The 13122-nt window shown below is 71.6% G+C and carries 13 protein-coding genes and 1 pseudogene; 5 read left to right on the forward strand and 9 right to left on the reverse strand.

The window, feature by feature from the left end; genetic code table 11:
* Positions 1-22 precede the first annotated feature (22 nt).
* Positions 23-439 carry a GNAT family N-acetyltransferase gene (locus tag ABZT02_RS31995; RefSeq protein WP_356023671.1) on the forward strand — a complete coding sequence of 139 codons (417 nt, stop codon included), beginning with the start codon at positions 23-25 and terminating at the stop codon, positions 437-439.
* 18 nt (positions 440-457) lie between these two features.
* Here ABZT02_RS31995 and ABZT02_RS32000 read toward each other — a convergent pair whose 3' ends face one another.
* Together ABZT02_RS32000 and ABZT02_RS32005 are read right to left on the reverse strand one after the other, a co-directional pair.
* Positions 458-1699 (reverse strand): pyroglutamyl peptidase, encoded by a 1242-nt coding sequence (locus ABZT02_RS32000; RefSeq protein ID WP_356023673.1) that lies wholly within the window; start codon positions 1697-1699, stop codon positions 458-460.
* Positions 1700-1774: 75 nt separating this feature from the next.
* On the reverse strand, positions 1775-2740 hold the full coding sequence (locus ABZT02_RS32005) for a LysR substrate-binding domain-containing protein (RefSeq protein WP_356023675.1): 966 nt from the start codon (positions 2738-2740) through the stop codon (positions 1775-1777).
* Positions 2741-2789: 49 nt separating this feature from the next.
* Between ABZT02_RS32005 and ABZT02_RS32010 the strand changes: the two are divergent.
* Both ABZT02_RS32010 and ABZT02_RS32015 read left to right on the forward strand, forming a co-directional pair.
* Positions 2790-3180 (forward strand): annotated as a pseudogene (locus ABZT02_RS32010) (RidA family protein).
* Positions 3181-3191: 11 nt separating this feature from the next.
* On the forward strand, positions 3192-3515 hold the full coding sequence (locus ABZT02_RS32015) for a YrdB family protein (RefSeq protein WP_356023677.1): 324 nt from the start codon (positions 3192-3194) through the stop codon (positions 3513-3515).
* A 3-nt stretch (positions 3516-3518) separates the two neighbouring features.
* On the opposite strand, the gene ABZT02_RS32020 is transcribed toward ABZT02_RS32015, so the two are convergent.
* A complete protein-coding gene (locus ABZT02_RS32020) occupies positions 3519-4100 on the reverse strand; it encodes a TetR/AcrR family transcriptional regulator (RefSeq protein WP_356023679.1) in 582 nt (193 codons plus the stop codon).
* Between the two features lie 103 nt (positions 4101-4203).
* Between ABZT02_RS32020 and ABZT02_RS32025 the strand changes: the two genes are divergently transcribed.
* Positions 4204-6660: a glycoside hydrolase family 3 C-terminal domain-containing protein gene (locus ABZT02_RS32025; RefSeq protein WP_356023681.1), complete on the forward strand. Its 2457-nt coding sequence runs from the start codon at positions 4204-4206 to the stop codon at positions 6658-6660.
* 73 nt (positions 6661-6733) lie between these two features.
* On the opposite strand, the gene ABZT02_RS32030 is transcribed toward ABZT02_RS32025, so the two are convergent.
* The gene (locus ABZT02_RS32030; RefSeq protein ID WP_356023683.1) at positions 6734-7705 is read right to left on the reverse strand and encodes an aldose epimerase family protein; all 972 of its coding nucleotides are present in this window, start codon (positions 7703-7705) and stop codon (positions 6734-6736) included.
* A 10-nt stretch (positions 7706-7715) separates the two neighbouring features.
* Positions 7716-8600 (reverse strand): SGNH/GDSL hydrolase family protein, encoded by an 885-nt coding sequence (locus tag ABZT02_RS32035; RefSeq protein ID WP_356023685.1) that lies wholly within the window; start codon positions 8598-8600, stop codon positions 7716-7718.
* 250 nt (positions 8601-8850) lie between these two features.
* On the opposite strand from ABZT02_RS32035, the gene ABZT02_RS32040 reads away from it, so the two are divergent.
* Positions 8851-9345, forward strand: a complete 495-nt coding sequence (locus ABZT02_RS32040; RefSeq protein ID WP_007381747.1) for a DUF3145 domain-containing protein — start codon at positions 8851-8853, stop codon at positions 9343-9345.
* A gap of 66 nt (positions 9346-9411) precedes the next feature.
* Here the strand turns inward: ABZT02_RS32040 and fabF are convergent, their stop codons facing one another.
* From fabF to ABZT02_RS32060, 4 genes are all read right to left on the reverse strand, one after another.
* Positions 9412-10692, reverse strand: a complete 1281-nt coding sequence (fabF, locus tag ABZT02_RS32045; protein ID WP_356023688.1) for a beta-ketoacyl-ACP synthase II — start codon at positions 10690-10692, stop codon at positions 9412-9414.
* Between the two features lie 102 nt (positions 10693-10794).
* Positions 10795-11043 carry an acyl carrier protein gene (locus ABZT02_RS32050; RefSeq protein ID WP_030598985.1) on the reverse strand — a complete coding sequence of 83 codons (249 nt, stop codon included), beginning with the start codon at positions 11041-11043 and terminating at the stop codon, positions 10795-10797.
* A gap of 77 nt (positions 11044-11120) precedes the next feature.
* Entirely contained in the window at positions 11121-12116 is a 996-nt protein-coding gene (locus ABZT02_RS32055) for a ketoacyl-ACP synthase III (protein WP_356023691.1), read from the reverse strand.
* A 17-nt stretch (positions 12117-12133) separates the two neighbouring features.
* Positions 12134-13072 (reverse strand): ACP S-malonyltransferase, encoded by a 939-nt coding sequence (locus ABZT02_RS32060; protein ID WP_356023693.1) that lies wholly within the window; start codon positions 13070-13072, stop codon positions 12134-12136.
* Positions 13073-13122: the final 50 nt, after the last annotated feature.

Below are 13122 nucleotides of genomic sequence, written 5' to 3' on the forward strand. Positions count from 1 at the left end.
GAGGCAAACGGATGCGGACGCCGTGTTCCGGCTCCTGCGGGACTTCGCCACCTCCTACCGCCCCGACCGTGCCCGCTACGAGTCCGTCACCTTCCCCCAGGTCCTTCGGGCCGCCGCCGAGCACCGGGCCGAATTCCTGGTCGCCGAGCAGGGGACACGGGTCGTCGGCTACGCCTACGCGGCCCGGATGCCGACCCTGTTCGCCGACGGCACCGTCCTCGAACTCCTGGAACTCGCCGTGGACGCACCCCTGCGCGGCCACGGCACGGGCTCCCGGCTCGTCCGCGAGGTGCAGGACTGCGCTCGGCAGGCGGGCGACACAGAGGTCACCGTGCCTACGCGCAGGGCCGCCGACTTCTACCACCGCCTGGACTTCACAGAGACAGCGACGTTCCTGAAGTGGCCTGTTCCGGGCGGCCGCGAGACACCCGGAAGGTAGCCCCCACCCCCGAGCGCCCTACGCCCCCGCCGCCACCGTCACGATCGCCCGCACCTGCGCGATGATGTCGAGCCGGTTGCGCACGAACCCCGGATCGGTCACCGTCCCCGTCGCCGGATCCGTGTTCCCCGCCCCGAACTCCAGGACCGGCGTGTGCACATGCCCGCCCGGCAGTACGTCGTGCAGCCCCAACCGGTCCCGCAGCAGCGTGACCCGGTACGCGATCTCGTTGGACAGGTAGTCCCCGCCGCCCCCGGCACGCGCCGTGGACCCGGGGCTCGGCCCGTCCGGACGGACGACCGGCTGAGTCCCTCCCGCCGGGATCTCGGTCACGCTCGTGTGGTCGTAGACGGGAAAACGCCCGGTGTCCGCGTCCACGATCGCCTTGTACGGCAGCGTCGTCGTCGTCCACTGCGGTTGCGAGGCCGGGTCGGTGACCGGCACGGTCCCCGTCACCCCGATGTTGTCGTTGTCCGGGAACCCGCCCCGCCAGGCCCCGTTGGTCCGCTCGACGTCGAACCGTCCCACCCGTCCCTGACTCACGGTCGTGAAGAGATCCACCCGCTTCAGATACGGCCGCAGCGCACGCTCCACGGCCTGGTCCGTGAAGTCCTGCCACCGCACGGGGAACACGACGGTCTCCACCCGCGCAGGCCCGTCCGCCGTCTCGATCACCGTCCCGTCGAGCGCGAGCGCACTCGCCCCGGACGGATTCGAGATCCGTATGTCCCGGTCCAGCGTGAACGGATCGAACCCGGTGACGAGCACCCGCTTCAGCCGGTCACCCCCCGGATACCGCACGGCCGTCTGCCCACGAGAGGTCCGCTCCAACTCGCCGAGCAGCGCCGCGCGTTGCCTGTCCGGCAGTGTGAACGACGGCTCCCAGGTCCGCACTTCACGCGTCATCCCCAACCGCGCCCAGTACAGCGGCCGGTCGTCGTCCCGGCCTAGATCGCCACCGGCAGACCCCCGCCCCTGCGCCCGGTCGACCGCCCGCTTCCACAGCGCCGACCCCTGCCGTACGACGACCTGCCGCGCCTCCCCGTACGAACGCGCCGACCCGAGCGCCCGCGTGAAGCGGAGGGGCACGGCGTCGAATCCGGACCGTTCGAGGATCTCCCGCGGCACGGCCTGATCGAGCCGCCGCTCCTCCACCGTGGGCGAGGGCGCGGTCGCTGCCGCCGCCGGGCTCACGGGGGCCACCGGCCCCGCCAGCAGGGCCAGTCCGAGGATGCCGATCCGAACACGTAGGGATGTCAAGGGAGTTCAGGTCCTTCCGTCGCTGTGGGGCGCGAGTGGTGCCGGACGACGGCAGTATCGCGTGACGGAAGTGGTCTACGCCATGGGGGGCGACGTACGGGGAATCCGCCCCGCCGCCTCCCGCAGCGCCGCCACGAACGCCTCCACGGCCGGTGAGGCCGACCGCCCCCGAAGCGTCGCCGCGTACACCGCCCGCGCCGGAGCCCCCTCGTCCAGGACCGGGAGCAGCACGACGTCCGGCCGTACGGACTCCGCGGCGAGCGCCGGTACCAGCGTCACACCGAGCCCGGCGGCGACGTACCCCTGCTTGGCGGTCCACTCGCCCACGACATGCGCGATCCGCGGCCGGAAGCCCTGCCGCAGGGCCGCGTCGAGGAGGGTGCCCTCGGGCCGCGGGCTCCCGGAGATCCAGTCGGCGTCCGCGAGCCGCCCGAGCCGCACCGGACCGCCGCCCTCACCCACCAGCGGATGCCCGGCCGGGACGGCGACGTACAGCGACTCGTCGAGCAGATGGCGCAGTTCGTACGCCGACAGCGGCGCCCCGCCGGTCGTGGAGACGACCGCGAGATCCAGTCGCCCCTCGGTGAGCCGGTCCAGCAACGACGGCGTGAGCCCCTCCTCGCGGGAGACCCGCACCCCCGGATGACGGGTGCGGAAGGCGCCGAGGGCGAGCGGGACCAAGGCCGCGTCCGCCGTCGGGAACGCCCCGAACCGCAGCCGCCCGCCCGCCACTTCACGCAGCGCCGCCAGCTCTCGTACGGCCTCCCGCAGCGCCCCGGTGACGGTCTCCGCGTACGGCACGAGCACCCGCCCCGCCTCCGTCAGCCGCACGCCCCGCGGCAGCCGGTCGAACAACGGCGCCCCGCCCAACGCCCCCTCCAGCGAGGAGATCTGCCGGGAGACCGCCGACTGGGTCCAGCCCAGCGTGCGCGCGGCCACGGTGAACGACTCGTGCCGGGCCACCTCGAGGAAGACCCGCAGCCAGACGGTGGCGAGGTCCGGGGGCAGCTCCGTGCGATGCGGGTTCGGCATGACGGCCATGCTGGACATTCGCTTGTCGCATCGCAAGGGCGGACCTAGCGTCGACGGCATGCAGATCACCCTGGACAACCCCGTCGGCGCGCCGCAGCCCCTGAGCCCCTACTACTCCCAGGTCGCCCGCGTCGAACAGGCCGACGGCGGCGCCCTGTTGTTCGTCTCCGGCCAGATCGCCGGAGGGGCCCACGCTCGCCGACCAGTCCCGGGGCGTCTTCGAGACCCTCGCCGCACTCCTTGCGGCGCACGGGGCGAGCCTGGCCGACGTCATCAACATCCGCACCTACCTCACGGACATCTCGGAGCTGGAGCAGTACGGCGCCGTACGACGGGAGTTCCTCACCGGCACCCCGCCCACCAGCATGACCTTCGAGGTGTCCAGGCTGTTCCGGCCCGAGGCGCGGATCGAGATCGAAATCGTGGCGGCGGTCCCGGCGGGCGGGTGATACTGCGGCCCATGAAGCAGGCGAACTTGGGCGTTCTCTTCCTCATCGAGCTGGGCGCTCTGGCGGGTGCCGCGTACTGGGGGTTCACCCGGGATGTCGGGGCACCCTGGCTGCTCGGTCTCGCCGCACCCGCCGTACTCGTCGCCCTGTGGGCGCTGTTCGGCTCACAGCGCGCCAAGTACAAGGTGCGCGGGGCCGGTCGATTCGGTTTCGAGCTGTTCTGGTTCGGTGCGGCCGCGATCGCCCTGTTCGCGGCCGGGGCCCAGGTCTGGGCGCTGGCGTTCGCCGCCGTCTGCGTGGTGAGCAAGGCCCTCGCCGCCGCCTGGAGCCAGTGACCCTCACTCCACCGGCTCGCCCAGCAGCCGCAGGAAGTCCCGGAACGCCCCCGGCATGTCCACCGACTCCGGGTCCAGCAGCCACTGGTACTGCAGACCGTCCATGACCGCCACCAGCAGGGGCGCGGTGCGTTCAGGGCTCAGTCCGTTGGGGAGGCGGTCGCCGTACCGGGCGCGGAGGGCCACCGTCATCGACGCGCGCACCCGGGTGTAGCGGTCGGTGAAGTACTCACGTGCCGGATGCCCCTCTGTCACGCTCTCGCCGAGGAGTGCGGAGAAGGTCTGGATGATGCCCGGCCGCATCGCGTTGTACTCGACGAGCGAGGTGAGCAGGTCGACGCGCCAGCTGCCGTTCGGCACCGCGTCCCACTTGTCCCGCTCCTCCAGCACCGCGACCAGCAGCGCGTCCTTCGTCGGGAAGTGGTGCAGCAGGCCCTGCTGGGTCAGCCCGACCCGCTCGGCCACCGCGGCCAGGCTCGCGCCCCGGTAACCGCGCTCGGCGATGACCTCCACGGCCGCCCGGACGATCTCGGCCCGGCGCTCCTCGCTTCTCGTCCTGGCGCTCATGGCGTCACCGTACGACATGACACCCCCGCAAATATAACGGCCATATAACGAAACCTACCGCTCGCCAGGTAATCGATGCACGATGAGAGGACCGCACGGACTTCAACGAGGAGGCACCGCCATGGCGGCACCCGAGGCACCCGAGGCGCCCGAGGGCACCACCCCCGCCGACCAGGCCCGCGAGGCGGCCGTCGAGGCGGCCCTGGCCGGACTGGACCTGGACGCCAAGGCCCGGCTCCTCGCCGGTCAGGACATGTGGACCCTGCCCGCGCTCCCCGAGATCGGCCTGGCCTCCCTCGTCATGTCCGACGGCCCGATCGGCGTCCGGGGTGTGCGCTGGAGCGCCGACGACCCGTCGATCGCCCTGCCCTCCCCGACCGCGCTCGCCGCCACCTGGGACCCGGAACTCGCGCGCAGAGCCGGCGTGCTGCTCGCCCAGGAGGCCCGCCGCAAGGGCGTCCACGTCCTGCTCGCCCCCACCGTCAACCTCCACCGCTCCCCGCTCGGCGGCCGCCACTTCGAGGCCTACAGCGAGGACCCCCACCTGACGGGACGGATCGGCGCCGGGTACGTCACCGGCGTTCAGGAGGGCGGAGTCGGCACCACCGTCAAGCACTACGTCGCCAACGACGCCGAGACCGACCGCTTCACGGTGAACAACCTGGTCTCCGAGCGCGCCCTGCGCGAGCTGTACCTGGCGCCCTTCGAGCACATCGTCGAGAACGCCCACCCGTGGGGCATCATGACCGCCTACAACACGGTCAACGGCACGACGATGACCGAGCACCACCACCTCGTCAACGAAGTCCTGCGCGGCGAATGGGGCTTCGACGGCTACAACGTCTCCGACTGGATGGCCGCCCGCTCCACCAAGGGCGCCATCGAGGGCGGCCTCGACGTCGCCATGCCCGGCCCGACGACCGTCTACGGCGAGGCCCTCGCCCGGGCGGTGCGGGACGGCGAGGTCGAGGAGAGCGCGGTCGACACGGCCGTACGCAACGTACTGCGGCTCGCCGCCCGCGTCGGCATCCTGGACGGCGCCGAACCCGTCGTCACCGAGCTCCCGGACCCCGTCGACGGCATCGAGCTGGCCCGCGAGATCGCCCGCCGCGCCTTCGTACTGGTCCGCAACCAGGGAGTGTTGCCGCTGCGTGAGGGCACGGTCGCCCTCATCGGCGCCGCCGCCCGCGACGCCCGGGTCCTCGGCGGCGGCTCCGCCACCGTCTTCCCGGAGGGCGTCGTCTCCCCGCTCGACGGCCTCACCGCCGCCCTCCCCGAGGGCACCCTCAGCTACGCCGTGGGCGCCGACCCCAACACCGAACTCGCTGTCGCCGACAAGGGGTTCACCCTCACGGCGGTCTGCCGGGACACGGACGGGAACGTCATCGGCACGGCGTCCGCCCCCAACGGCCAGATCCAGTGGATGGGTGCGGACCTCCCCGAGGGCGTCACCCACGACCGGCTGCACACGGTCGAGCTGACCGGCACCTTCACCCCGCGCGAGAGCGGCGAACACACCTTCGGCATCAAGGGACTCGGCGCCTTCAAGCTGGTCGTCGACGGCACGACGTACTACGACGACGTCCAGTCCACCGACGAGGACGACCCCTTCATCACCTTCTTCGGCGCCCCCCAGCCCCGCGCCCGGGTCCGACTGGCCGCGGGCGAACCGGTCGAGGTCTCCCTGACGTACGTCGTGGTCGTCCCCGAGGACGCGCCGATGAAGGTCATCGCCTTCACCCTCGCCCACCAGGATCCCCGACGCGACCCCGACGAGCTGATCGCCGAGGCCGTCGAGGCGGCGCGGAACGCCGACACCGCCGTCGTCGTGGTCGCCACCACCGAGCGCGTCGAGTCCGAGGGCTACGACCGCAGGGACCTCGCGCTGCCGGGCCGCCAGGACGAGCTGGTCCGCGCGGTGGCCGCCGCCAACCCGAACACCGTCGTGGTCGTCAACTCCGGTTCCCCGGTGGAGCTGCCCTGGCGCGAGGACGTCGCCGCCGTCCTGCTCGGCTGGTTCCCCGGCCAGGAGGGCGGCGCGGCCCTCGCCGACGTCCTGACCGGCGCCCACGAGCCCGGCGGCCGCCTCCCCACCACCTGGGGCGCCCTGGCCGACGCCCCGGTCACCCGGGTCGCCCCACAGGACGGCGAACTCCCTTACAACGAGGGCGTGTTCATCGGATACACGGCCTGGGAGAAGGAGGGCCGCACCCCGGCCTACCCCTTCGGCCACGGCCTCGGCTACACCGACTGGACCTATGAGTCCGTCGAGGTCCGCGGCACCACCGTCCGGGTCCGGCTGCGCAACACCGGCGCCCGCCCGGGCCGCGAGGTCGTCCAGGTCTACCTGGCGCCCGCCGAACCCGACGCCGAGCGCCCGGCCCGCCGGCTCGCCGGCTTCGCGGGGGCCGAGGCCGGTCCCGGCGAGAGCGTCGAGGTCACCGTGGAGATCCCGCGCCGGGCCTTCGAGATCTGGGACGAGAAGACCTCATCGTGGTCGTATGTGAAGGGTTCGTACGAAATCCAGGTGGGGCGCTCGATCGGGGACCGCCGGGTCACCGTGACGATTAACGTCTGATCGGAGGGGGCACAGCCCTCACACAAGCAGCCCCGGCCCGGGACCTGACCCCTGGGCCGGGGCTCGTGCGTGCTCAGCGCGTACCGAAGCCGTACACCGTCTCGGAGCGGTACACCTCGCCCGGCCGCAGCACCGTGCTCGGGAACTCCGGCCGGTTCGGGGAGTCGGGGAAGTGCTGGGTCTCCAGCGCGATGCCGTCGCCGGGCGCGAACGGCTCGGGCAGATGGTCCGCGGTGTACAGCTGGAGCCCCGGCTCGGTGGTCGCCACCGTCAGCACCCGCCCGGACGCGGGGTCGTACAACTCGGCGACCTCGACGGCCTGTTCGGTGATCCCCTTGTCCAGCACGAAGTTGTGGTCGTAGCCCGCGCCGACCTTGCGCGACCGACGGAAGTCGAACCGGGTGCCCGCGACCTCCTCGACCCCGGTCGGGATCAGATCCGCGTCGACCGGGGTGAACCGCGAGGCGTCGATCCGCAGCTCGTGCCCGCCCGCGTTCCCGGAACCGGCCAGGTTGAAGTAGCTGTGGTTGGTCAGGTTGATGATGGTGGGCGCGTCGGTGACCGCCTCGTACGAGATCCGCAGCGCACCCGACTCGTCCAGGCTGTACGTCCCGGAGACCTCCAGGCGCCCCGGAAAGCCCTCCTCGCCGTGCGGGCTGACCCGGCTCAGCCGCACCCCGTGCTCACCGGCGGGCTCCATGTCCCACACCCGCTTGTCGAAGCCGTTCTCGCCGCCGTGCAGGGAGTTGGGCGCGTTGTTGGGCGCGAGCGCGTACGTCCCCCCGTCCAGCTCGAAACGGCCCCCCGCGATCCGGTTCGCGTACCGTCCGATGAAGGCGCCGAGATACGGACCGGAGTGGTCCAGATACCCCTCCAGGCCGGCGAAGCCCAGCACCACGTCCGCCGCCCGCCCGTCCCGGTCCGGAACCTCGACCGACTGCACGATCCCGCCGTACGACAGGATCCGCACGCGGACGCCCGCGCGCTCCAGGGTCCAGCGGTGAACCGGTGTGCCGTCGGGAAGTGTGGCGAAGAGTTCGTTCATGTGCGGAACTTTAGGACACGGACCTGACCTTGCGGTAAGCGATCTCCGCCAGCCGCGCCTGTCCGTTCACACTCGGATGGAACCAGTCCCAGTGGCTGAGCTGGTCGGTGCCGAACCGGTAGTCGTACACCGCGCCCCCGTCGTACCGGCACCGCTCGTCCTTGGCGCACACCTCCTTCAGTACGGAGTTGTAGGCCTCCACCCGCTGCTGCACGGTGTCCCGGCGCTCGGTCGCCGCCGCGTCCAGGGCGTCCGCGTCGGCCAGCATCGACGGGCACACGCCCAGCTTCCACACCTGCTTGCCCAGCGGATTGGTGCGGCCCTGGGACCACAGCCGCTTGAGGTTCGGCACGCTCGCCACGTACACCTGCGCCTGGGGAGCCGTCTTGCGCAACACGCCGAGCGCGTCCTCGAAACCGGCGCGGAAGTCGGACACCGACGTCATCGCCGCCGTGGAGTCCCGGCAGGCGTCGTTGGCGCCCACCATCACCGTCACCAACCCCGGCTTGTGCGCCGCCGCCTGTGCCATCTGCCCGGGCAGGTCGGCCATCCGCGCCCCGGACACCGCGTGGTTCCAGCTGCGCCCGGCCGCCTTCGTCCTCCCCAGCAGCCGTACGGCCAGGGAGTCGACCTGCGTACTGCTCCCGGTGGCCCAGGACACGTCGGGGCAGTCCTTCAGCACTCCGCACGCGTCGAAGCCCCGGGTGATCGAGTCGCCCACGGCGGCCATCGACCCCGGGCTGCTGTCCCACGCCGGGGTCGGCTTCGGCGAGGGCGTGGCCTTCGGGGTCGGCCCTGCCGAGTCGCCGCCCACGGCGTCACAGCCGGCGACACCCACCAGAGCCGCCGTCAGGACGGCGACGACGGCCCGCGAGCTGTGGCCCTGCTTCCGCATCCGTGGTGTTCCCCTCGTGAAATGGTGGTCCTCTCATCACAACGCACGGGAGTTCCCGGAGGCTGCGAGGGAACGATCGACACCCGTACTAGCGTCCTGCCGGGTGAATGGCGGGCGTTTCGGGGCATCGGGACGGACGGTACGTCACACTCCTTGCCCCGCCGCACGGTAGCCTCGCCATCAACGTGGCTGCCCGCCATCGCCGCCATGCCAGCCAGCAAGACTTGTCCCGCTCTGCCCGGAGGTCCCGGTGACGACACGTGGAGTTCTGTACGTGCACTCCGCGCCGCGCGCGCTGTGCCCGCACGTCGAGTGGGCCGTCGCCGGGGTGCTCGGCACGCGCGTCAACCTCGACTGGATCCGGCAGCCGGCCGCGCCCGGCACCTGGCGCTCGGAGTTCTCCTGGAAGGGCGAGGTGGGCACGGCGTCCAAGCTCGCGTCGGCCCTCAGAGGCTGGCACCTGCTGCGCTTCGAGGTCACGGCCGAGCCCTGCCCCACCGCGGAGGGCGAGCGTTACAGCTGCACGCCGGAGCTCGGCATCTTCCACGCCGTCACCGGCATCCACGGCGACATCCTGATCCCGGAGGACCGCCTGCGGGCGGCCCTGACGCGTTCGCAGCGGGGGGAGACGGACCTGGAGGCCGAGCTCGCCAAGCTCCTCGGCAAGCCCTGGGACGACGAGTTGGAGCCGTTCAGGTACGCCGGCGAGGGCGCCCCGGTCCGCTGGCTGCACCAGGTCGTCTGAGTCCTCCGTACACGTGAAGGGCCCCCACCGACCGGTGGGGGCCCTTACGTTGCGTGAAGACGCCTCTCAGACCGTACGGAACGCCAGTACGACATTGTGGCCGCCGAACCCGAACGAGTCGTTCAGCGCGGCGATACGACCCTCCACGGGCAGCTTGCGGGCCTCGCCGCGGACGACGTCGGCGTTGGCCTCCGCCTCCGGGTCGAGGTTCTCGACGTTGATGGTCGGCGGAGCCACCCGGTGGTAGAGGGCGAGGACGGTCGCGACCGTCTCCACGCCGCCCGCGCCACCGAGCAGGTGACCGGTCATCGACTTGGTGGCGGAGACGGCCATGTGGTCGGCGTCGTCGCCGAACACCTTCCGCAGCGCCTTGAGCTCGGCGATGTCACCGGCCGGAGTCGACGTCGCGTGCGCGTTGACGTGCACGATCTCCGCCGGGTTCAGGTCGGTGCGGTCCAGCAGGTTCTGCAGCGCGTGCGAGATGCCGCGGCCCTCGGGCTCCGGCTGGACGATGTCGTGGGCGTCGGCGGAGATGCCCTGGCCGACCGCCTCGGCGTACACCCGCGCACCGCGCGCGGCGGCGTGCTCGGCGGACTCCAGGACGACGACACCGGCGCCCTCGCCGAGGACGAAACCGTCCCGGGCGACGTCGTAGGGACGCGAGGCGCCCTCGGGGTTCTCGTTGTTCTTGGACATCGCCATCATGTTGCCGAACGCGGCGATGGGCAGCGGGTGGATCGCCGCCTCCGTGCCACCGGCGACGACGACGTCGGCGCGGCCGGTACGGATCATCTCGATGGCGTAACCGATGGCCTCGGCGCCCGACGCGCAGGCGGAGACCGGGGTGTGCACACCCGCGCGGGCCCCGACGAGCAGACCCACGTTGGCGGACGGGCTGTTGGGCATCAGCATCGGCACGGTGTGCGGGGAGACGCGGCGGACGCCCTTCTCCTTGAGCACGTCGTACTGGTCGAGCAGGGTCGTCACACCGCCGATGCCGGAGGCGATGACGGCGCCGAGACGGTCGGGGTCGACCTCGCCGACCGAGCCGTCCTCACCGGCCTTGCCTTCGAAACCGGCGTCGGCCCACGCCTCCTTGGCCGCGATCAGCGCGAACTGCGCCGAGCGGTCGAGGCGCCGGGCCTGCGGCCGGGGAATGACCTCGGTCGGTTCCACCGCGATCTGCGCGGCGATACGGACCGCCTGCTCGGCGGCCCACTCCTGCTCCAGAGGCTTGACGCCGGACTTGCCGGCGACCAGACCCTCCCAGGTAGAGGCTGCGTCGCCACCCAGCGGTGTGGTTGCGCCGATACCGGTGACGACCACGGTGCGATTGGTCGGGCTCACGGGAAATCTTTCTCCAACGTTACGAGGATTAAGCGGCGCCACCGCCGGGTGGCGGGGCCGGGCATGTCCGGCCTGGAGGACTCCCGAGGGAGCCCGGGGAACTCAGGCCTGGTGCTTGAGGATGTAGGTGGTGGCGTCGCCGACCGTCTTGAGGTTCTTGACGTCGTCGTCCGGGATCTTGACGTCGAAGCGCTCTTCGGCGGCGACGACGACCTCGACCATGGACAGCGAGTCGACGTCCAGGTCGTCGGTGAAGGACTTGTCCAGCTGGACGTCCTCAACCGGGATGCCGGCGATCTCGTTCACGATGTCGGCGAGACCGGCGACGATCTCTTCCTGAGTGGCGGCCATGTGGCGCTCCTTCGTTTTCTTGATCAGAGGGTTGGCAGTGCTTCCCGTCCCGGACCGGTTGATCCGGCACGGAGTGCCTAGGGGAGGGTAACGACAGTGGCGGCGTAGACGAGACCCGCCCCGAATCCGATGACGAGCGCGGTGTCGCCGCTCTTCGCCTCGCCGGTCGCCAGGAGCCGCTCCATCGCGAGCGGGATCGAGGCGGCCGAGGTGTTGCCGGTGGTGCGCACGTCCCGCGCGACCGTGACGTGCTCCGGCAGTTTGAGCGTCTTCACCATCGAGTCGATGATCCGCTCGTTGGCCTGGTGGGGGATGAAGACGTCCAGGTCGTCCGGGCTGATCCCGGCCGCGTCCAGCGCCTGCTGGGCGACCTTCGCCATCTCGAACACGGCCCAGCGGAACACCGCCTGGCCCTCCTGCGTGATCGCAGGGAACTTGCCCGTGGAGTCGTACTCGGTCCACGCCACGGTCTGCTTGATCGTCTCGGACTTGTCGCCCTCGGAGCCCCAGACCGTGGGGCCGATGGCCGGCTCCTGGGAGGGGCCCACCACGACCGCGCCGGCGCCGTCGCCGAACAGGAAGGCCGTGGCACGGTCCTCCAGGTCGGTCAGGTCGGACAGCCGCTCGACACCGATGACAAGTACGTACTCTGCCGAGCCCTCGACGATCATGCCCTTGGCGAGGGTGAGGCCGTAGCCGAAGCCCGCGCAGCCCGCCGAGATGTCGAAGGCGGCGGCCTTGTTCGTGCCCAGCTTGTCGGCGATCTCCGTCGCCACCGCCGGGGTCTGCTTGAAGTGCGAGACGGTCGAGACGATCACGCCGCCGATCTGCTCGGCGGAGATCCCGGCGTCGGCGATCGCCTTGCCGGACGCCTCGATCGACATCGCGGCGACGGTCTCCTCGGCGTTCGCCCAGTGCCGGGTCTGGATGCCGGAGCGCGAGCGGATCCACTCGTCGGACGAGTCGATCGTCTCGAGGATCACCTCGTTCGGCACCACCCGGGTCGGGCGGTAGCCGCCGACACCGAGGATGCGCGCGTACGGGGCGCCCTTGCTGGGCTTGATCTTCGACATTGCTCTTGTGCTCCTTTTCAGGCGCCCGCCGCGTCAGCGGCAGGTGTCAGCGTCTCAGCGATGAGCTCGCGAGCAGCGTCGAGGTCGTCTGGGGTCTTGAGCGCGAGCGTCTTCACACCCGGCAGCGCGCGCTTGGCGAGGCCGACCAGCGTGCCACCGGGGGAGACCTCGATGAGCGCGGTGGCGCCGAGCTCCTTGAAAGTCTCCATGCACAGGTCCCAGCGGACCGGGTTGGCGACCTGGCCGACCAGCCGCTCCAGCACCTCGGCACCGGTGGCGACGGCCTGGCCGTCCTTGTTCGAGACGTACGTGACGCTCGGGTCGGCCGGCGTCAGATCGGCGGCGGCCTTGGCCAGCGCGTCGACCGCGGGGGCCATGTGGTGCGTGTGGAAGGCGCCGGCGACCTTCAGCGGGACGACCTTGCGGACGCCCTCGGGCTTGTCCTCGTTCAGGACGGCGAGTTGCTCCAGCGTGCCCGCGGCGACGATCTGCCCGGCGCCGTTGACGTTCGCCGGCGTCAGGCCCAGCTTCTCCAGGTGCGCGACGGAGACCTCGGGGTCGCCGCCGAGCAGCGCCGACATGCCGGTCTCGGTGATCGCGGCGGCGTCGGCCATGGCCAGACCCCGCTTGCGTACGAGGGTGAGGGCGGCGGTGTCGTCAAGGACGCCGGCGAACGCGGCGGCGGTGATCTCACCGACGGAGTGGCCCGCGACCGCGCCCGGGGTGACGGCACCGAGTGCCGAGGCCGACAGGATCCCGGCGGCGACCAGCAGCGGCTGGGCGACGGAGGTGTCGCGGATGGCGTCCGCGTCGGCCTGTGTGCCGTAGTGGGCGAGGTCCAGTCCGATGGCGTCGGACCACGCGGCGACGCGGTCCGCGGCACCGGGGAGTTCGAGCCAGGGGGTCAGGAAGCCGGGCGTCTGGGCGCCCTGGCCGGGAGCGACGAGTACGAGCACTCTCACACTCTCTCTTGAGGGCGGCCCTAGCCGCCCGTGGGGACAGGGAC

The sequence above is a fragment of the Streptomyces sp. NPDC005402 genome (assembly GCF_040606575.1).
Classification (GTDB): domain Bacteria; phylum Actinomycetota; class Actinomycetes; order Streptomycetales; family Streptomycetaceae; genus Streptomyces.